At 44.0% G+C, this 20,067-nt stretch carries 16 protein-coding genes and 5 tRNA genes; 3 read left to right on the forward strand and 18 right to left on the reverse strand.

The window, feature by feature from the left end; translation table 11 throughout:
* Positions 1-20: 20 nt before the first annotated feature.
* The 5 genes from ccoN to KDM92_RS02765 form a co-directional block, all read right to left on the reverse strand.
* Positions 21-1,460, reverse strand: a complete 1,440-nt coding sequence (ccoN, locus tag KDM92_RS02745) for a cytochrome-c oxidase, cbb3-type subunit I (RefSeq protein ID WP_212682878.1) — start codon at positions 1,458-1,460, stop codon at positions 21-23.
* Positions 1,461-1,775: 315 nt separating this feature from the next.
* Positions 1,776-3,695 carry a SurA N-terminal domain-containing protein gene (locus KDM92_RS02750; RefSeq protein WP_212682879.1) on the reverse strand — a complete coding sequence of 640 codons (1,920 nt, stop codon included), beginning with the start codon at positions 3,693-3,695 and terminating at the stop codon, positions 1,776-1,778.
* Positions 3,696-3,773: 78 nt separating this feature from the next.
* Positions 3,774-3,850, reverse strand: a tRNA-Asp gene (locus tag KDM92_RS02755).
* 21 nt (positions 3,851-3,871) lie between these two features.
* Positions 3,872-3,947, reverse strand: a tRNA-Val gene (locus KDM92_RS02760).
* Between the two features lie 46 nt (positions 3,948-3,993).
* Complete coding sequence (locus tag KDM92_RS02765) at positions 3,994-4,266, reverse strand: HU family DNA-binding protein (RefSeq protein ID WP_186889306.1); 273 nt, start codon at positions 4,264-4,266, stop codon at positions 3,994-3,996.
* A 423-nt stretch (positions 4,267-4,689) separates the two neighbouring features.
* Between KDM92_RS02765 and nadB the strand changes: the two genes are divergently transcribed.
* On the forward strand, positions 4,690-6,309 hold the full coding sequence (gene nadB, locus KDM92_RS02770) for an L-aspartate oxidase (RefSeq protein WP_212682999.1): 1,620 nt from the start codon (positions 4,690-4,692) through the stop codon (positions 6,307-6,309).
* A gap of 118 nt (positions 6,310-6,427) precedes the next feature.
* Here nadB and radA read toward each other — a convergent pair whose 3' ends face one another.
* The gene (gene radA, locus KDM92_RS02775; protein ID WP_212682880.1) at positions 6,428-7,810 is read right to left on the reverse strand and encodes a DNA repair protein RadA; all 1,383 of its coding nucleotides are present in this window, start codon (positions 7,808-7,810) and stop codon (positions 6,428-6,430) included.
* Between the two features lie 189 nt (positions 7,811-7,999).
* Between radA and lplT the strand changes: the two genes are divergently transcribed.
* Entirely contained in the window at positions 8,000-9,262 is a 1,263-nt protein-coding gene (gene lplT, locus KDM92_RS02780) for a lysophospholipid transporter LplT (RefSeq protein WP_212682881.1), read from the forward strand.
* Between the two features lie 11 nt (positions 9,263-9,273).
* Here the strand turns inward: lplT and KDM92_RS02785 are convergent, their stop codons facing one another.
* From KDM92_RS02785 to tsaB, 4 genes are all read right to left on the reverse strand, one after another.
* Positions 9,274-10,266, reverse strand: coding sequence for a DUF1853 family protein (locus tag KDM92_RS02785; protein WP_212682882.1), 993 nt, complete (start codon positions 10,264-10,266; stop codon positions 9,274-9,276).
* A 68-nt stretch (positions 10,267-10,334) separates the two neighbouring features.
* On the reverse strand, positions 10,335-11,078 hold the full coding sequence (locus KDM92_RS02790; RefSeq protein ID WP_212682883.1) for a uracil-DNA glycosylase family protein: 744 nt from the start codon (positions 11,076-11,078) through the stop codon (positions 10,335-10,337).
* Positions 11,078-11,593, reverse strand: a complete 516-nt coding sequence (gene rimI / locus KDM92_RS02795) for a ribosomal protein S18-alanine N-acetyltransferase (RefSeq protein WP_212682884.1) — start codon at positions 11,591-11,593, stop codon at positions 11,078-11,080. Before rimI ends, KDM92_RS02790 begins: the two co-directional genes overlap by 1 nt.
* Positions 11,590-12,276, reverse strand: coding sequence for a tRNA (adenosine(37)-N6)-threonylcarbamoyltransferase complex dimerization subunit type 1 TsaB (tsaB, locus tag KDM92_RS02800; RefSeq protein WP_212682885.1), 687 nt, complete (start codon positions 12,274-12,276; stop codon positions 11,590-11,592). Before tsaB ends, rimI begins: the two co-directional genes overlap by 4 nt.
* A gap of 100 nt (positions 12,277-12,376) precedes the next feature.
* Between tsaB and KDM92_RS02805 the strand changes: the two genes are divergently transcribed.
* Complete coding sequence (locus tag KDM92_RS02805; protein WP_212682886.1) at positions 12,377-12,817, forward strand: thioredoxin family protein; 441 nt, start codon at positions 12,377-12,379, stop codon at positions 12,815-12,817.
* A 110-nt stretch (positions 12,818-12,927) separates the two neighbouring features.
* Here KDM92_RS02805 and KDM92_RS02810 read toward each other — a convergent pair.
* From KDM92_RS02810 to KDM92_RS02845, 8 genes are all read right to left on the reverse strand, one after another.
* Positions 12,928-13,004 (reverse strand) — tRNA-Arg (locus tag KDM92_RS02810).
* Between the two features lie 208 nt (positions 13,005-13,212).
* Positions 13,213-13,289: transfer RNA gene (locus KDM92_RS02815), tRNA-Arg, on the reverse strand.
* Between the two features lie 138 nt (positions 13,290-13,427).
* The gene (locus tag KDM92_RS02820; RefSeq protein ID WP_212682887.1) at positions 13,428-15,311 is read right to left on the reverse strand and encodes a potassium transporter Kup; all 1,884 of its coding nucleotides are present in this window, start codon (positions 15,309-15,311) and stop codon (positions 13,428-13,430) included.
* Positions 15,312-15,495: 184 nt separating this feature from the next.
* Positions 15,496-15,587: transfer RNA gene (locus KDM92_RS02825), tRNA-Ser, on the reverse strand.
* Between the two features lie 105 nt (positions 15,588-15,692).
* Positions 15,693-16,943: an aspartate kinase gene (locus KDM92_RS02830; RefSeq protein WP_212682888.1), complete on the reverse strand. Its 1,251-nt coding sequence runs from the start codon at positions 16,941-16,943 to the stop codon at positions 15,693-15,695.
* 608 nt (positions 16,944-17,551) lie between these two features.
* Entirely contained in the window at positions 17,552-18,103 is a 552-nt protein-coding gene (locus KDM92_RS02835) for a DUF1415 domain-containing protein (protein WP_189344434.1), read from the reverse strand.
* A gap of 90 nt (positions 18,104-18,193) precedes the next feature.
* The gene (gene rpiA, locus KDM92_RS02840; protein WP_212682889.1) at positions 18,194-18,865 is read right to left on the reverse strand and encodes a ribose-5-phosphate isomerase RpiA; all 672 of its coding nucleotides are present in this window, start codon (positions 18,863-18,865) and stop codon (positions 18,194-18,196) included.
* A 95-nt stretch (positions 18,866-18,960) separates the two neighbouring features.
* On the reverse strand, positions 18,961-19,992 hold the full coding sequence (locus tag KDM92_RS02845) for a serine/threonine protein kinase (RefSeq protein WP_212682890.1): 1,032 nt from the start codon (positions 19,990-19,992) through the stop codon (positions 18,961-18,963).
* Positions 19,993-20,067 lie beyond the last annotated feature (75 nt).

The raw sequence follows: 20,067 nt of genomic DNA on the forward strand, positions 1-20,067 counted from the left end.
CTCCTGATGATTACTCGAGATTAGGCGTGAGCCGAATGTGCTGGCAATGCAGGAATCGCATTGTTCACAGGTTTTGCGAGCATCATCGTTTTTGCAACGTTGTATACCATCAACAGCATACCGCTCAGATACAAGACGCCACCAGCTAGACGAATCACATAGTATGGATAAGTCGCTTTCACAGACTCAACAAATGAGTAAGTCAAAGTACCGTCTTCATTCACTGCGCGCCACATTAAACCTTGCATAACACCTGCAATCCACATCGCCGCGATATACAAAACGATACCAATCGTCGCAATCCAGAAGTGCATTTCAATCAAACGCTTGCTATACATTTCTGTTTGACCAAACAGACGTGGAACAAGGTAATACAAACTACCGATAGAGATAAAGCCGACCCAACCCAAGGCACCGGAATGGACGTGACCAACAGTCCAATCAGTGTAATGTGAAAGTGCATTGACCGTCTTGATCGCCATCATTGGACCTTCGAAAGTAGACATACCGTAGAAGGACAAAGAAACAATTAAGAAACGCAAGATAGGATCTGAACGCAACTTACTCCAAGCACCAGACAAAGTCATGATACCGTTGACCATACCGCCCCATGATGGTGCCAGCAAAATCAAGGAGAACAGCATACCAATCGACTGCGCCCAATCAGGCAAAGCGGTGTAATGCAAATGATGCGGACCCGCCCACATATATGTAAAAATCAATGCCCAGAAGTGAACGATGGACAAACGATAAGAGTAAACCGGACGACCAATTTGTTTTGGAACAAAGTAGTACATCATGCCCAAGAAACCAGCTGTCAAAAAGAAACCAACCGCGTTATGGCCGTACCACCATTGCACCATGGCGTCTTGCACACCAGAATAAGCGGAATAAGATTTCATGAACGACACTGGCATCGCTGCACTATTGACGATATGCAGAACCGCTACCGCAACAATGAAGGCACCGAAAAACCAGTTCGCGACATAGATATGCTCTACTTTACGCTTAACGATCGTACCAAAGAAGACGATCGCGTAAGATACCCAAACTACCGCGATCAAAATATCGATAGGCCATTCCAATTCGGCATACTCTTTACCTTGAGTAAAACCCAGTGGCAGACTAACTGCAGCGGCAACAATCACCAATTGCCAGCCCCAGAACACGAACTCGATCAGTGGTCCACCGAATAAACGCGCATTCGTAGTACGTTGAACAACGTAAAACGAGGTCGCAAATAAGGCGCAGCCACCAAAGGCAAAAATCACCGCATTGGTATGCAATGGACGCAATCGCCCATAGCTCAACCAAGAAATACCGGATAAAAATTCTGGCCAGGCAAGTTGAGTTGCAATCAATACGCCAACCAGCATACCGACTACGCCCCAAACTACTGCCATGACAGAAAATTGGCGAACAACTCTATAGTTGTAGGTGTTTTCATTGTTTATTGTCATGATCTCACTCGGTTAAAAAAATACAGTTGCAGGATAACAATCGTTCCTCAGAGCTACATTGATACAAATCAAATATAACCTGTATTGCAAAGCAACTTTTCATTGTTTTGAATATTTGCCGAAGATAACTACCAAAACACCACAAATTCTTCGCAAATTTCCACTTCCGAGATCAATTTAATACACCACTGCAAGGATCAATCAAATGACAATATCTTGTGATATTGCAACCAAAAGTAGATGAAGAGAATTATTCGATTAAACATAAAAAAAGCAGCCCTAAGGCTGCTTTTTTTCAAACCAATCAACGAGAAATCAAGGTGCACTAGTAGTCGATTTCGCGTTCAATGCCGTCTTGTTAATTTCAACTTTTGCTTTCTTCTTTAAAGCTTCCACAAAGCTGTAAATGTCTTGTTGTGCCGCTGCATTCTCTAGCTGTTGCGCTTCACTTGCACGACGAGCAGGATCTGGCGTGCCGGCAGCTACTTTGGCAATACGATACACACTATAGCCAACACCAGGCACATCGACACCAACAAATGTTGGCAATTTTGTGACGTCGGCTTTCATGATCGCCAATAAGGCATCATTGCTTAAATCAGCCTTCTTCAAGCGAGACACTATCTTCACTTCAGAGAAATCATTGGTACTATCTACCGATTTCAATGCAGCTAATTTTGCCTCACCGTTTTTCTTCGCCAATGCCAAAGCCTCAACTTCCAACACTTTGGCCTGAATCAGTGTTTTAACTTCGTCGAATGGGCGCTTTGAGGCTGGCTTGTATTCAACAACGCGGCCAGATACAAGCGTATTTGGTGCGATTTCAATCGCCTCAATATTGTTCTTTTTCTTTAACGCGTCATCAGAAAAAATCGCGCTCAAGAATTTCGGATTATTCGCTACCATGGTTGCTGGCATTCCTGGAATAGGCTGACGATTTAAGTTTGAAACCTTCTCGATTTTCAACTTCAATTTGTCAGCGACCGCTTGCAAACTATCCGCTTGCTCATATACGGTATTTGTAAAAGTCTCAGCTGCCTCAGCATAGGCTTTCGTTGCTTTCTGCTTCTTAATATCGCTAATCAACTGCGCCTTTACTTCATCCAAAGGCTTCACAGCGGCTGGCTTAATCGCCGTCAATTGAATGATATGAATACCGAAATCAGTTTGCACCAATCCACTAATTTCACCCTCTTTCAGTTTGAATGCGGTTTCATCAAACGCTTTAACCATCGCACCGCGCGCGAAGAAATCTAGATCACCACCACGCTCAGCAGAGCCCGGATCTTGTGAGTTTTCTTTCGCTAACTTTGCAAATTGTGACGGATCTTTACGCACCTGTGCCAACAAAGCTTCTGCCTTCGCTTTCACATTTTTTGCTTCGTCCGCAGAAGCATCTTTTTTCAAATTAAGCAAAATGTGACTCGCACGACGCAATTCATCGGTTGAGTAATTTTTCATGTTTTGATCGTAGTGTGCTTTGACCTCAGCATCAGCAACCACAATCTGCTCTGCTAACACATCGTTGCTGAGCACGACATATTCAGCATTGACCAACTCCGGAATTTCAAATTGTTTTGCGTTCTTGTCGTAATAAGCACGCAACATCTCATCAGTAATCTTGATTGAAGCAGCGAAATCTTTCGCATTAAAGTTAAGCGCTTGAACTTCGCGCTCTTGCTCAGAGATTAGCGCAATGCGATTCGCAATTGTTTTAGAACTAATTGCCGTATTTTGAACCGCACCAATTAACTGCTGCATAGTCATATCTTGACGCAAGCTTGCCTCGTACATCACAGGTGTCATGCCTTGCATCGCTAACAAACTTTTATAGCGTTCTCCGTCAAAAGAGTTATCCTCTTTTTTTAATCCTGGCGTTTCCAAAATAGTTTGTTGCAATACTTGATCAGATACGGTCAATTTACTCTTTACCGCTTCTGCAGTCAGTGCTTTTCGAGCGATCAAATCATCCAACACATTTTGGCGCGCTTCTGGCGTGTTCAACATCTGAGCATCGAACTCAGGCCCATACGCTTGTTTCAAACGATCGAGTTGATTACTCAAAGCCTGATCAAATTCTTGTTGACTAATAGCTTGACCAGCGACCGTCGCGACATTGGTTCTCACATCGCGTTGCGTGAAACTTTCAATACCAAAGAAGGCAAATGAAGGGAAAATAATCACCAACAGCACGCCTTGCATGATGCGTTTATGGGTACGGATATACTCAAACATGATTGACCAATCAATTCGAAAATTTACGACAAAAAATAAATATAAAAAAAGGCGAACAGATGTTCGCCTTTTAGATGTTGGCGGAGCGGACGGGGCTCGAACCCGCGACCCCCGGCGTGACAGGCCGGTATTCTAACCAACTGAACTACCACTCCAAATTCTTGCTGTTTTATGTCTGGTGGGCGCTGAGAGGCTCGAACTCCCGACCTAAGCCTTGTAAGGGCTCCGCTCTACCAACTGAGCTAAGCGCCCGACATTAAAACAATTTGTGACCTGCCGAGGCAAATCACGAAGAACATTAGTTTACCGCATCTTTCAAAGCTTTGCCAGGCTTAAATTTAGGAACCTTAGCAGATTTGATTTTGATCGCTTCACCAGTACGTGGGTTACGACCTGTACGCGCAGCACGCTTGCCTACAGAAAAAGTACCAAAGCCAACCAAGGTCACGGTGCCGTTTTTCTTCAATGTTGTTTTAACTGCAGCAATCATTGCGTCCAATGCACGAGCAGATGCTGCTTTAGACAAATCAGCAGATTTAGCGATATGGTCGATCAATTCAGTTTTATTCACTTACGGTCCCCTCACAAAAAATTAAGACTACGATGATATTTCGACTTTTTAATTCAACCCGCAATCAGCATGCGGGTTAGCGGAAATTTTGCATCCGGTATTAGATCAATTCGATCCGCATTGTGTCAAGCAGTTTGCTAGCTTTTTTGAATTCCATTTAAAAAAAACAGAAAAAACCTGCAAACAGTGATCAGCAAACATTAGAAAAGCGCTTGAAATAAAAGTTCAACATGATCTTAGCATCCAATTCATACACAAAAAAACGAAGCCACACCGACTCTTTATACGAACATAAAATTAATCAAAGTCACTGAATATCTAACTCAGTCATCCGAGGCATGCACATGGACAACAAAAAATCGCATATAGTTAAGCCCTTTTTCGTTTTAATTTTCGTTTTAATTTATACGGTTTATTCTCATGATGAAATTTGATGTCGCCATTGTTGGAAGTGGTTTAGCAGGATTATCGGTTGCCTTACATCTAGCGAAGACCCATAAAGTCGCCATCATTTCTAAACGCACACTGCTCGATGGCGCAAGCAATTGGGCGCAAGGCGGGATCGCAGCGGTACTAGATTCGCACGACAGTCATGAGCAACATATTTCCGATACGATTATTGCAGGTGGAGGCTTATGCGATGAAGCAGCGACCAGAGCAATTATCGAACAAGGTCGGGCAGCGATCGACTGGCTGATTGAGCAAGGCGTGCCTTTCACTAAAGACCAACATGCAGAACTCGGTTTTCACCTGACACGCGAAGGCGGCCACAGCCAAAGAAGAATTATTCACGCAGCTGACGCAACTGGACACGCGGTGCAAGTCACGCTTGAGCAGCTTGTTAGAAACCACCCGAACATCAGTTTATTTGAACATCATTATGCAATTGATGTCATCACTTCAAGCAAGATCGGCGATACATCTGCGACTCCACGTTGCCTTGGTTTATATGTGCAAGATGTAAAAACTGGCGCTGTCCACACTTTCGCTGCACAACATACTGTGATGGCAACGGGTGGCGCGGGTAAAGTTTATTTATATACGACCAATCCAGACACTGCCACTGGTGACGGCATTGCAATGGCATGGCGCGCCGGCTGTCGCGTCTCCAATATGGAGTTCATGCAATTTCATCCTACCTGTTTGTATCACCCTTATGCAAAATCCTTTTTGGTGACAGAAGCTGTGCGTGGTGAAGGTGGCATTTTGAAATTGCCACCCGAGGCTGGTGCTGCTGCTGGCACAAGATTTATGTTAGCGCACGATGAACGCGCAGAGCTTGCACCAAGGGATGTAGTTGCACGAGCGATCGATTTTGAAATGAAAAAACGCGGGCTCGATTATGTTGAGCTCGACATCAGTCATCAGCCATCAGAATTTTTAAGAGAACATTTCCCAACGATCTATGCACGCTGCTTAGAACTAGGCATCGATATTACCAAGCAAGCGATCCCTGTCGTACCAGCAGTTCACTTTACCTGCGGCGGCGTCGTGACCGACACCTTGGGACGCACCGACATTCCTGCCCTTTATGCTGTTGGTGAGACCGCTTACACTGGCTTACATGGAGCGAATCGCTTAGCGAGCAATTCGCTGTTAGAGTGTTTAGTCGTTGGCAAAGCCGCGGCGCAACACATCAGTGAGCAAGAATATTTTGATATTCCAGACTTACCTGCCTGGGACGAAAGTCGCGTATCCGATGCAGATGAAGAGGTGGTCATCGCCAATAACTGGGATGAATTACGTCGTTTCATGTGGAATTATGTCGGGATCGTGCGCACCACCAAGCGTCTCGAGAGAGCAAAACACCGCATCAAGCTGCTCAAAGAGGAAATCGACGAGTACTACGCGAATTTCCGTATTTCGAATAATTTGTTAGAACTTCGCAATCTAGTAGAAGTTGCCTCACTAATCGTCAATAGCGCTTTATCACGTCGCGAAAGTCGCGGTTTACACTTTAGTAGAGACTACCCAAATACACTTCCTAAGGCATTGCCAACCGTACTTTCACCAAAACAAAAATTAAAAGCGCCAAAGAAATAATTAGCAGGTAAGCACAGCACTGAAATCTGACTTATTTAAAACGGCGTAAATCAATGCACACAAAGATTTACGCCGTTATTTGCGCTGTTCTTGGCTCAAAAATACATCAGTCACTGAATCAATCCACCAGCCCATCGACATCGCGGATTTTATTCAAGGCCTCATCAATGCGATCGACCGCAATGATTTGTAAGCCTTCGATCTTTTGTTTCGGAGCGTTTGATTTCGGGATCATCGCAATCGAAAAACCCAATTTCGCAGCCTCGCGCAATCGCTCTTGCCCACGTGGTGCGGGACGAATTTCACCTGCTAAACCAACCTCACCAAACACCACTAATCCTCGCGGTAATGGCTTATTTCGCATAGAGGAATTAATCGCCAACAATACCGCTAAATCTGCTGCCGGCTCGGTAATTTTGACGCCGCCAACCGCATTAATAAACACATCTTGATCAAACGCGGCGACACCAGCGTGACGGTGCAATACCGCCAGCAGCATCGCCAAACGATTTTGCTCTAGGCCAACCGATAATCGCTTAGCATTGGGAGCATGCGAGGTATCAACCAGCGCTTGAATCTCAACAAGCAGCGGACGCGTGCCCTCTTGTGTGACCATGACACAAGAACCTGGAACTTGAGCATCATGCTGCGATAAAAATAAAGCAGACGGATTCGAAACACCTTTTAATCCACGCTCGGTCATTGCAAATACGCCCAATTCATTCACCGCGCCAAAACGATTCTTTATCGCGCGAACTAGGCGAAAACTCGAATGCGTATCACCCTCAAAATACAACACTGTATCAACGATATGCTCCAACACCCGAGGTCCAGCCAATGCCCCCTCCTTCGTCACATGTCCCACCAAAATCATGGTGACGTTCATGGTCTTTGCGAGCCTAGTTAGTTGTGCTGCACATTCTCGCACTTGCGCCACAGAACCTGGCGCAGAGCTTAAGGCATCCGAATACATGGTTTGAATTGAATCGATTACCACCACTTGCGGCTTATGTTCAGCAAGTGTGTTGAGCACCTTTTCCAGTTGAATCTCAGCCTGCAAAGATAGTTTTTTTGCATCCACAGCAAGTCGCTTTGCACGCAAGGCAATTTGAGCCCCAGACTCTTCACCGCTCACATAAAGCACTTTCTTGATCTTGCTTAAATTCGATAAGGCTTGCAGTAGCAAAGTCGACTTACCAATACCGGGGTCACCACCAATCAGTACCACGCCGCCTGGCACCAAGCCACCGCCCAAGACTCGGTCAAATTCTTCAATATCGGTACCAAAGCGAGGAATGTCTTGCGCTTCGATATCAGCCAAATTCAACACTGGAGAAGCCTGCGCAAGACCTTGATATTTATTCGAGTAACGATTGCCGCCATCCTCGACCAAAGTTTCGACTAAGGTATTCCACTGCTGGCACGAAGGACACTGCCCAGCCCATTTACTTTGCACACCTCCACATTCTGTACAGGTGTAATTTGTTTTTTGTTTAGCCATTTGAATTGCAGATTTTTCGATACGAAATGTTGATCAATGGTGGGATAAGAAAATACTGATATTTTACTCAGTATTGCTGGTTTATTACATCGATTGATTGTCGCTTTTCAATAAATCCTGCCTTGTTTCATGGTATAAAGCATGCCTGCTAGACAAAGCAAATTAAAAAAGCAAAGGTCAACAGAACGAATGAAACGCGGTTTTTATACTATTATGGCGGCGCAGTTTTTCTCGTCGCTTGCAGATAACGCTCTGCTGATCGCAGCGATTGCATTACTAGTGACGATGGAGGCTCCAGCATGGATGACTCCTCTGCTGAAATGGAGTTTTGCACTGTCTTACGTACTCTTAGCCGCTTTCGTTGGTGCATTTGCTGACTCCCGGCCTAAGGGTAAAGTGATGTTTTTTACCAACTTAATTAAAATTATTGGCTGTGGCTTAATGTTCTTTAATGTCCACCCAGTGATTGCTTATGGCGTCGTAGGCTTTGGCGCTGCAGCTTATTCCCCTGCCAAGTACGGCATCCTAACTGAACTGCTGCCAGCCGAAAAATTAGTTGCGGCAAATGGTTGGATTGAGGGCCTAACAATTAGCTCAATCATTCTTGGGGTCGTGTTAGGCGGTAAGTTAGTTGACCCACAAATTTCCGCCAAATTATTAAGCTTTGATTTCCCTATTATTGATGTAGGAATTACCACAACCAACCAATCAGCGCTATGCGCTATCACGATTTGCTACGTGATCGCAGCGATTTTCAATCGCTACATTCCCGATACTGGCGCCAGATATCAACAACAAAAATCCAATCCAATTTGCCTGCTAAAAGACTTCGCTCACTGCTCAATCAAGCTATGGCGCGATAAGCTCGGGCAAATTTCACTCGCCGTCACTACGCTGTTTTGGGGCGCAGGAGCGACGTTGCAGTATTTAGTATTGAAATGGGCAGAAGTAAATCTGCATATGCCGCTAAACAAAGGCAGTGAATTACAAGGTGTATTTGCGGTCGGTATCGCAATTGGTGCGCTATTTGCAGCACGCATTGTGCCACTAAAAAAGTCGCTATCTGTTATGCCACTAGGCGTATTGATGGGCTTGGTAGTTACCACCATGATTTTCGTCAAAAACGTGTGGCTTGCCTATCCATTGCTCATTTTTATCGGCGGCTTAGCGGGCTTTTTTGTAGTGCCAATGAATGCGTTACTTCAACATCGTGGTCACGTATTAATGAGTGCGGGTCATTCAATCGCTGTGCAAAACTTTAATGAGAACTTATCCATTCTCGTTTTACTCTCCATTTACGCGATTATGGTGTCTTTAGATTTATCGACCAATGTCGTGATCGTCATCTTCGGTTTATTTGTTGCATCCACCATGTATGCGGTGATGCTAAAACATAAGGCGAATCAAAAAATATTTGATTCAATTGCTTTAATCGGCGAAGAAAAACACTAGGCAAAAACGACTTATCGCTGAATTTGGCCTGCTTTGTCAGGCCAATCATTCGGCACCACCATGCCGCGACAAAATTCCTGCATTAACTCACCATTCTTTTTCATGATTGCCACCAATACTGGTGTTGAATCGGTATGGAAATAACGTTGTAAAGTATCGAGTATCATACTTTTATCCATCACCTCATCAGCTGAAACTTGTGCGGGCGCCAACCATTGCAAGCGTTCTAATTTCAAAGCATAGGGAATCGCAAGTTGCTCAAACTCAGCTAAAGTCCACCAAAACCCTAAACAGTGATTTGCAGCCACACCAGAAACGACGCGTTTAGGTTCTGAACTGCGATAAAACAGCCAACCTTTTACCAAAGCCCGCGCCGCAATAATTCGAGATTGAACTAGTTTTCTGGCAGCCTCATGCTGCGACAAAGTTAGCTGCCGTTGCAAGATTTTTTGCATCTTCGCTCCCAAACTATCATTCAAATTGGGACCTAAATAATCGTACACGCTTGGCGCACTTGGACTTGCTTGAAGAAGAGAGTTCGCTGACGACGCTTGTCGCAAATGAGAAGACTTAGACAGTTGCTGCTGAAATAAATAAAACTTTGTCGCTAATTCTAGGTGTATCAATCCACCTTGTGCAAACAATAGGTAGTCGAATTCACCTATGGTTTCAGCTTTCTCGTTATGAACTTGTAAACCATGCGCATACAAAAGTCCTTCATGATTAAAATAATAGGTCAGCAAATTTTCTGCGTAATGTCCAAGCCGTAAGAATCGATGGATTTTCAAGGCCTCGTGCAGAGGACTTGGATGCGCGTCAAGATGAAATAACCAATTGCGCAATTGATTGTAATCAGGTACATCAAGCGAGCCTAATTGTCGCCACCAGATCGCAGAATCTTTATCCAATAAATCAGGAGAGGTAATCAACCAAGCTAGGGCACGCACGTGTTGATCGTTTAACTGCGACCATTCTCTATGAAATTGTTCTTGAAAAGTATTCATCGCTCGCCCCTACTCTAGAAAGTGACACTTCAATAAAAATGCACCAAGCTATACGCACTGCCAAGCATTTAAAGAATTTTACGGAGTCTACAGAGATCTACCCATACTTCCGACTTTAACTTCGGATTCAATAATATTGCCTCAGAACTATAAGTAACAATAACAGGAATATCTTGATAACTGTGTTGCATCTTGCGCAAACCAGCAAATTCAGGAGCATCATCAAGCGCCAGTAAAGCTGAAGCAGCAGTCTCACCAAATAGCAACAATGCGCGCGCTTGCGTTAGGCGAATCTCTTGCTCTAAAAAGTGCTTGCATGATGCGATATCCGACGATGATATTTGCGATCTTGAGGATTCCCCTTGCGGAGCTCTTGCCTTCAACACTGAAGTTCTACGAACGCGGATATTGCGTTGATCGCTTAGCGCTCTGGCGATATTATGGAACAATTTCTCAGAGAGATTAATTTCTGCTGGCGCAGCGTATTCCGCAACCAACAGTACATCGAACGCTTCAACCCCAACGTCCCGACCAGCAGGAAGCTGCGTTGTTTTTCCTAGCAGTCCGCACTGCGAACATGCTTCACACTGTCGAATGCCGTCTTGCAGCATTTCCCAAGAATCAGGTTTTTCATGACGAATTTCTTCAGCAATTGTAGACCCGCCATCAGCTATCTGAACACCCGCATTAATTGCTGTGTGCGTGACCGTTTCAACGATCACTTCGGTGCTCGTGTCTGCGCCTAAGAATCGCTCCTGCCAAATCTCGCCGATACCTAAATTTTGTAGATAGTAGTTGCGAAGATCATTCATCATGATTCATTCTGAATAGAGTTATTATTTGTCGGAACCGCAATACGCATCACGATTGCATCCTCTCTTAATCCATCTTGTGCAGGGTAATATCCCTTACGACGCCCGATTTCCTCAAATCCAAATCGCTGATACACCGAGATCGCTCGATGATTACTCACACGAACTTCGAGCATGATGGAAACAAACTGCTTCTCGCTCGCAATCTGCAACATTTTCTTCAACAAAATATGGGCGTACCCTAATTTTTGTTTTTTCGCGTGAACAGCAAAGGTCAGCAAATGAAATTCGTCGACCACTGGCATTAAAAAGAAATAGGCGACCAACTCCCCCTGATCATCACGAATCCCGTATGCCTCGTGCGCATTTTGCAAAGTATCGACAAAATTCCCATAAGTCCATGGATGGGTATAGACTGCCTGTTCAATCGCCAAAACTTCATCCAAATCATCTAAACCGAGAACACAAAACTGGTATTTGGCAAATTCTGCAATTGACTGAATGTTTCCACTCATATCGCATTCGCCAAAACACGTTCTGCCGTAGTTAACGCCACTTTATTTCTCAAATAAAGTGGTTGTGCTTGCGAGGCATCGACTTGCAAACCTAATTGCAAATGTCTCTCAGCAATACTTGCAATGTATTTTGCATGCGGCATTTCTGTCACATGTGGCAATTCATTTGCATGACTCGGCAAATCTAATCCATGCCCAAGCACAAGCTTAGTCGCATGATTTTTCGCATAGACCAACACATGCTCTAACACATTTAAATCTGGTGCATGTAACTCTCGCCAATCGCCATCATGCCATTGGTAATGTGCCCAATAAACTTCGGACATACGCGCATCCAAAAAACAAACTACATTCTCTACGCGATGATGCATTCTTGCAGCCTCAGCCATCGCCAATAGGCTAACCACTGGCAACACAGGAAGCTGTAAGCCAAAGGCCAATCCTTGCACAACTCCGCACGCGGTGCGTACCCCCGTGAAAGCGCCAGGACCACAACCAAAAGCAATTGCGTTCAATTGGTTGATACCAATTCCAGCCTGCTGCAATAATTCTTGTACAGCAGGCAGCAAGCCAAAAGAATGGGTTTGGACACCAGTCAAATTACGTTGCGTAATTTGCTGATCAGAAATTAAAGCAACTGAAGCCAGATCAGTTGAAGTTTCGAGAGCTAAAAGGATCGTCATTCCGCTATTTTACCGCGTACTTCGGCTAGAAGCACCGGATTTGCGTCAGATTAAAGCCGCCCAATACAAGCATAAACTTTGATCGGTTAAAATAAAGCCTATGAATACTCAAACTTATATCAGCGATGATCTAGTCGCAATTCAAAGCAAACTAAAAGAAAGTCCATGGTTGATTACCTGTCTTTGTGCAGCGTGGTGTGGCACTTGCAAATCCTATCGCGAAGCATTTGATTTATTACAGAATGCACATCCAGAGAAGTGCTTTGCGTGGATAGATATTGAAGATTACGCAGACTTAGTCGATGCGCTCGATATTGAGAACTTCCCAACAATCCTAATTCAGTATGAAAGCAAACTTCTATTCTTAGGGACCATGCTGCCAGATGCCAATTTAGTCAATCGTCTCATTTCATCTTTGGATGATAGCCTGCAACGACTTGGACTCGATCAAACACCGAGCACAATTCAAAACTCTGACTACCCACTTCCAGCAAACTGGAGCCTAAGAGAATTGATTGAGAGAATTGATTGGGAGAATTGACTAGCAACTGCAAGCAACAAGGCAGTCAATGCAACACGAAGAAAATGTTCACTGTTTTTTGATCGCCCAAATGAAAAAAGGGATTAGATTTTCATCTAATCCCTTAAATCTGGTGCGGCTGGCAGGAATCGAACCCACGACCCCTTGGTTCGTAGCCAAGTACTCTATCCAGCTGAGCTACAGCCGCGAAGAAAAAGATTATAGCAGAACAAAATACAAATATGAAGCGTTTTGCCTAAGAATTTCATTCAAGCAAGTACGAACACACTAGATTTCTGCCGATTCCTTAATAAAACAATTTGCATGTTTTAGCATCTACATTAAGTAATTCGAATCACAGAACTAGATGCCAAATACGAAAAAAGGGATTAGATTTTCATCTAATCCCTTAAATCTGGTGCGGCTGGCAGGAATCGAACCCACGACCCCTTGGTTCGTAGCCAAGTACTCTATCCAGCTGAGCTACAGCCGCGAAGAACAAGATTATAGCATAGCAATTTGGTTTTTATAAGTCCCGTTCAATAATTCATACCTAAATCAATTAAAGTCTAATTTCGAGCTGACAAATACACATCGAATAAAGCTCGCAATGGATAGGATCGCAGCCATTTTAAATTTCAACTTGCGCACCAACTTCGATTACGCGATTACTCGGAATTTGATAATAATCTGCGGCATCCCTTGCGTTTCTGGACATTGTCACAAACAAGCCTTCACGCCACATCGCCATCCCACCTCCAGGACTAGAAATAATGGTTTGACGAGAAATAAAGTAAGAAGTCTCCAATGGCTCAAACTCTAAGCCAAACGGTGCACACAATGCCAACGCATTTGGAATATCTGGTTCATTTTTGAACCCATAGTAGACATCAACTTGAAAGCAGTTATTTTTTAGATCAGTCACCTTGATGCGCTCTGAAAAAGGCACCCAAGGGATTTCTCGATTGTGCAAAGTAATAAAAACAACCCGCTCATGCAAAATCTTATTATGAGAAAGATTGTGCAGTAAGGCGTGCGGCACGCCATCAGCCTCACCACGAAGAAATACGGCAGTACCAGCAACTCTTACCGGAGGAGAAATAAACAAAGACTCCAAAAACTCTTCCAATGGAATCGCATGCTTCTTCAAATTATCAAACACGAGCGAACGTCCACGACGCCATGTCAACATCACCACACAAATGCCGAATCCAAGCGCAATCGGGAACCAACCGCCACTGAAGAACTTCATCGCGTTCGACGAGAACAAAGAAATATCAATCAACAAGAAAAAAGAAGTCGAAGCGATACACAGCGCAAGGTTATATTTCCAACCATAGCGAATAACGAAGAAAGTCAAAATAGAAGTCACCAACATCGTGCCCGTATTCGCAATACCATATGCCGATGCCAAATTAGAAGCTGACCCAAAGCCGATCACCGCACCAACTACTGCAGCTAATTGCAACCAATTTACGACAGGAATATAGATCTGCCCAATCTCTTTTGAAGAGGTATGAATAATCTTCATACGAGGCAAGAAACCAAGCGAAATCGCCTGCTTAGTCATAGAAAATGCACCGGAAATCGTCGCTTGCGATGCAATCACCGCTGCCATCGTCGACAACACAACCAGGGGATAGATACTCCAATCACCCAATTGATTAAAAAATGGATTAGAAACAGCCGTTGGCTCAATCATCAGCAAAGCGCCCTGCCCCAAATAATTCAAACCCAAAGCAGGAAATACAATCAAGAACCATGCGGTACGTATCGGTTTTGCACCAAAATGTCCCATGTCAGCATACAAGGCCTCGGAACCAGTAAATGCAAGTACAACAGCGCCCAGCGCAATGAAAGCAGCCCAACGGTGATAATACAAAAACTCGAGTGCATGGATAGGATTAAACGCTTCCAAAATCGCCGGCACGCGCAAAATATTGTAAATTCCCATTGCAGCCAAAACCGCAAACCACAACACCATGACAGGCCCAAAAAATTTACCAATAGTGGCCGTCCCTCTCGACTGAACTGCATACAAAGCGATCAAAATCACTAAAGTAATCGGCACCACAAAAGGCTTGAGCGCTGGAGTCGCAACTTTGATCCCCTCAATCGCTGACAACACGGTCATTGCTGGTGTCACCACGCCGTCACCGTAAAATAATGAAGCCCCTATCACCCCCAAAATCACCAGAGGAAAATACATCTTAGAGTTCTTACCAACCGACTCCAAAGTCAGCGCAGCCAACGCCATAATCCCGCCTTCGCCACGATTGTTCGCACGCAGGACTAACGTTACGTACTTTAAAGAGACGATAAAAATTAGCCCCCAAAGAATCAGCGACACAATTCCTAATATGTTTTCAGGGGTTAAAGACAAACCATGCTTGTGATCAAACACTTCTTGCATGGTATATAAAGGACTAGTACCGATATCGCCGTAAACGATACCGATCGCAGCTAATGTCAGTGCAGACAAGCTACTCTTGGTGTGATCGTGAGCCAATTGCATTCCTTGTTATTATTGGTGCATTGCACAATAGACGAAGCTCAAATGAATTTCAAGACTGATTTACTGAAAAAAGACAGCGTACACGCAAAATAATTTTTTGTAAGCCAAATTTTGCAGGCTAACAAATACAAACCAACAAAAGAAAAATGCCCACTTAACTTTCATTAAGCGGGCACCAATTCTTTGGCGGAGACGGTGAGATTCGAACTCACGATCCAGGTTACCCCAGATGCTTCCTTAGCAGGGAAGTGCCTTCGGCCACTCGGCCACGTCTCCACACTCTCACGATGCAAAATTGCATCACAAGCGAGAACGAGATCATAGCGGGTACTTCATCTTTGGTCAACTACCCACAACGAAAAACTCGCACGTAATAACGAATTACGCAGCTTCCAACTCAAATGCCTTGTGCAAAGCACGTACTGCCAACTCCATATATTTCTCATCAATCAAAACTGAGATTTTGATTTCAGATGTAGAGATCATTTGAATATTAATTCCTTCGTCAGACAAGGTGCGGAACATCTGAGATGCAATCCCAACATGGCTACGCATACCAACACCCACCACGGATACTTTGGATACTTTGGAATCACCAATGATATTTCCCGCGCCAATGTGCTCTTTCACACTCGCATTTAATACGTCCATCGCTTTGTTGTAATCACCACGTGGCACCGTAAAGGTGAAATCTGTTTTGCCGTCGACTGATTGATTTTGAATGATCATATCAACTTCGATGTTGGCATCAGCAATCGGACCAAGAATTTGAAAGGCAATACCTGGCTTATCTGGCACGCCAAACACAGTCAATTTTGCTTCATCACGATTAAATGCGATGCCAGTAATAGTGGCTTGTTCCATATTTGTATCTTCCTCAAACGAAATCAGGGTACCGGAGACAATTTCTTCGGCTAATGGCATTAATGGGTCGGTTAATGATGACAAAACGCGAGTGGGCATACGGTAATTTCCAGCAAACTCCACAGAGCGAATCTGTAACACTTTGGAGCCCAACGATGCCATCTCTAACATTTCTTCAAACGTGACCGTATTTAACTTACGTGCATCTGAAACGACACGCGGATCAGTCGTATATACGCCGTCAACATCGGTATAAATGAGACATTCTTGCGCTTTTAACGCTGCAGCAATTGCCACTGCCGAGGTGTCTGAACCACCGCGCCCCAACGTTGTGATATTGCCTAGTTCATCAACACCTTGGAAGCCAGTAATAATGACAATTTTACCTTCGGCTAAATCCGCATTCACCTTCGCATCATCGATCGAAGCGATGCGCGCCTTTGTGTAAGACGAGTCGGTCTTAATCGGAACTTGCCATCCAGCATAAGAAACTGCCTTCTTACCTAATGCTTGCAATGCAATCGCCAGCAAACCGACAGATACTTGCTCTCCAGTTGAGGCAATCATATCGAGTTCACGCGGATCGGGATCCGCCATAATTTCTTTAGCCAAACCAATAATTCGATTCGTTTCGCCTGACATCGCAGACGGCACAACGACGATTTGGTAACCTGCATCATGCCATTTGGCGACGCGCTTAGCGACATTCTTGATGCGATCCGTGGACCCCATCGAAGTACCGCCATATTTGTGGACAATTAAAGCCATAACATTTCAAGAAGAGTGACGAAAAAGGGATAAATGCGAGAAAAAGAACGCATGACTTTACATGTTGCTCTGCAAAATAACAAGGCGCGATCGCCTATTTTTTAAGCGAGAATCGCACCGAAAAATTCAGAAGTGAAGAAAATTCTTAGAAAACCCAATCAAAATAAACAATCATTCTGTCATTTTTCTAGAAATGAAAATTTACATGGGCAGCCTAAACAGGACACCAAATAAAGCCACTCCAAGGGCTTTATTAGATTTTATAGGAAGTTAGCTGAAAATAAGATAGTAAAGCCGCTTAATGCATCGATGAAACCACCTCATTTTAGCTACGAAAGACTTTCATTTTCGTGATTATTCAAACCCAAAAAGGAAATTTTTAAATAACTAAAACAAATATCGATATAAGCAAAGAATTGCAGTGCATGAACGACTCGAAAATTGATGCAGCCAGCAAAGAGTGTCGAAACTTGGCGCGCACATCAGATTTGATCTGCCTGTTTACAGCACTTAAGCTCGCGCAAGAAATGCATAAAAACACAAACGAAACGGACATCTGGTATGAAAAATCACGCCCATCATGCCCGCTTCAAATTCGCACACTTCGTTTAAATGAATAATTTTTTCCAAGCTTCATGCCCTAATGCGCGTAGGGTCTGAATATTTTTATCGTAAATTTGCTCCGCTTCTGGAAACGCCTCAACCGCTTTGTCTATGCTTTCTTCGCGTAGCAAATGCAGCGTTGGAAATGGTGATCGATTTGTATAATTATCGATATCATCAGGCGCCGCATCTTCAAATTGATATTGCGGATGGAAACTCGCCACCTGCAAAATACCGTCCAAATCCAACTCTTCTACAGTCGCATCAGCCACCTCAAGAAAATCGTTATAGTCAAGAAAGTCTTGCATCACAAAAGGATGTATCAATAAGCATGTATCAATTTTTTCTGGATTCGCTTCCGCCAACACTTCAAGTTCCGCTACCAGATCTTTCAATAAAGCCTCTGGCGTAGTCGCATGACTAACGAAATAGCGAATTTGATCTTTGATATGTACGCCCTTTGCAAACGGGCAGAGATTTAAGCCGATGACCGCTTTCTCCAGCCACAACTTAGTTTGTGCGATTACGACTTCATCCTTAATTTGTGCATCTTCCATCTTGTTACTTTCAATTGATTACTACGACGACGATTAAATTTCACAACGATGACGATTGTCATCGCAATCAATCAGACTCCATAAAGAGCACTAGAACTGCAAAGTCTTCACACCTTCAGATGTACCCAGCAAACAAACATTCGCTCCTTGAACTGCGAATAATCCCACAGCGACAACGCCGACAATGTTATTGATCTGCTTTTCTAAAGCGACAGGATCTGCGATTTGCAAGCCATGTATATCGACGATCACATTTCCGTTATCTGTCAACAATGCAGCACCATCTTTCATACGCAATTTAGCCTCGCCACCGATTGCATTCAAAGCACGTATAACAGATTCGCGCGCCATCGGGATCACTTCCACTGGCAAGGGAAATTTACCTAACAAATTCACAAATTTAGAACCATCAGCGATACAAACAAAGGATTTTGCTACCGACGCGACGATCTTCTCACGCGTTAAAGCGGCGCCACCACCTTTAATCATTGCTCCACTCGCTGTAATTTCATCTGCGCCATCGATATAAACTGGCATTGCACTAACTTCGTTTAAGTCAAATACTGTAATTCCATGTGCACGCAAACGACTTGCGGTTGCTTCAGATGAAGCAACTGCACCTTTAATTTTGTGTTTGATTTTTGCGAGCTCATCGATAAAAAAATTGGCGGTAGAGCCCGTACCAACACCAACGATTTCACCTTCAACGACGTAAGCAATCGCTGCTTGCGCAACTGCTAGTTTTAATTCATCTTGTGTCATAGCTATCACATAAAAAAGAAAGTAATCAGAAGAACGTGATTGTAAACGAAGCGTATGAATTTAGACTCCACATCACCACCATCCGCATAAATTTATCAAACACGTAATGGCGCTTCGTCCAACAATGCAATTTGCTCACGCATCTCCAAAATGCGATCTTGCCAATAGCGCTGCGTATTAAACCAAGGAAAAGCTTGCTTAAATGCGGGATCGCCCCAACGTTGCGCTAGCCAAGCGGAATAATGCAACAATCGCAAGCTGCGCAATGCCTCAATCAAATGCAATTCCGACGAATTGAAGTGATAAAAATCCTCGTACCCAGTCAAGATATCGCATAATTGATCTTGCATTTCTCGTCGCGAACCTGACAATAACATCCACAAATCCTGAATTGCGGGTCCCATACGACTATCATCAAAATCAACAAAATGTGGGCCAGGATGTGCGCCCGTCTCAGTCCACAATACATTTCCCATATGGCAATCGCCATGCAAGCGTAGATTTTGTACATTGCCAGCCTGTTGATATGCACCATTTATCGCCGCCAACATCGTGCGAGCAGTGGATTCATATGCATGCAAAATATCAGCGGGAATAAAATCATGCCGCAATAAAAAATCTAATGAGGCATCACCATAAGTCTGCGAATTGATCGTTGGACGAAACTGGTAAGATTCGCTTGCACCAATCGCATGAATACGCCCCAAAAAGCGCCCTATCCACTCCAAGGTTCCAGAACGATCCAATTCAGGAGCACGTCCACCTTGTCTTGCAAATACAGCAAAACGAAATCCGGCAAATTCCCGCAAACTATTTCCACTCGTATCTACTAGTGCAGGCACAACTGGAATTTCAGCCGCATGAAGTTGATTTACAAATTGATGCTCCTCGCAAATTTGCGCGTCACTCCAGCGCAATGGGCGGTAAAACTTCACCACCAAAGGTGGCGCATCGTCCATGCCTAACTGGTAAACGCGATTTTCATAGCTATTTAAAGCTAATAATCGTCCATCACAATGAAAACCCTGTGCATGCATTGCATCAAATACACAATCAGGGCTTAAGTTGGAGAAGTCTGTGGGATTTAATGAGGCCGAAGCTCGATCATCCAATTGATCATGGAGCATTTTTTCATCAGGATTTAGAATATTTGGGCACATAACACGCATTGTACGTGCTTTATCACCACGAAATAGAAACAA

Origin of the sequence: Affinundibacterium baiyunense (genome assembly GCF_018139645.1) — a bacterium.
Classification (GTDB): domain Bacteria; phylum Pseudomonadota; class Gammaproteobacteria; order Burkholderiales; family Burkholderiaceae_D; genus Undibacterium; species Undibacterium baiyunense.

Coding starts and splice junctions, on each gene's coding strand:
- ccoN (WP_212682878.1), bottom strand. CDS start 1,460: ATGACAATAAACAATGAAAACACCTACAACTATAGAGTTGTTCGCCAA.
- KDM92_RS02750 (WP_212682879.1), bottom strand. CDS start 3,695: ATGTTTGAGTATATCCGTACCCATAAACGCATCATGCAAGGCGTGCTG.
- nadB (WP_212682999.1), top strand. CDS start 4,690: ATGAAATTTGATGTCGCCATTGTTGGAAGTGGTTTAGCAGGATTATCG.
- radA (WP_212682880.1), bottom strand. CDS start 7,810: ATGGCTAAACAAAAAACAAATTACACCTGTACAGAATGTGGAGGTGTG.
- lplT (WP_212682881.1), top strand. CDS start 8,000: ATGAAACGCGGTTTTTATACTATTATGGCGGCGCAGTTTTTCTCGTCG.
- KDM92_RS02785 (WP_212682882.1), bottom strand. CDS start 10,266: ATGAATACTTTTCAAGAACAATTTCATAGAGAATGGTCGCAGTTAAAC.
- KDM92_RS02790 (WP_212682883.1), bottom strand. CDS start 11,078: ATGAATGATCTTCGCAACTACTATCTACAAAATTTAGGTATCGGCGAG.
- rimI (WP_212682884.1), bottom strand. CDS start 11,593: ATGAGTGGAAACATTCAGTCAATTGCAGAATTTGCCAAATACCAGTTT.
- tsaB (WP_212682885.1), bottom strand. CDS start 12,276: ATGACGATCCTTTTAGCTCTCGAAACTTCAACTGATCTGGCTTCAGTT.
- KDM92_RS02805 (WP_212682886.1), top strand. CDS start 12,377: ATGAATACTCAAACTTATATCAGCGATGATCTAGTCGCAATTCAAAGC.
- KDM92_RS02820 (WP_212682887.1), bottom strand. CDS start 15,311: ATGCAATTGGCTCACGATCACACCAAGAGTAGCTTGTCTGCACTGACA.
- KDM92_RS02830 (WP_212682888.1), bottom strand. CDS start 16,943: ATGGCTTTAATTGTCCACAAATATGGCGGTACTTCGATGGGGTCCACG.
- KDM92_RS02835 (WP_189344434.1), bottom strand. CDS start 18,103: ATGGAAGATGCACAAATTAAGGATGAAGTCGTAATCGCACAAACTAAG.
- rpiA (WP_212682889.1), bottom strand. CDS start 18,865: ATGACACAAGATGAATTAAAACTAGCAGTTGCGCAAGCAGCGATTGCT.
- KDM92_RS02845 (WP_212682890.1), bottom strand. CDS start 19,992: ATGCTCCATGATCAATTGGATGATCGAGCTTCGGCCTCATTAAATCCC.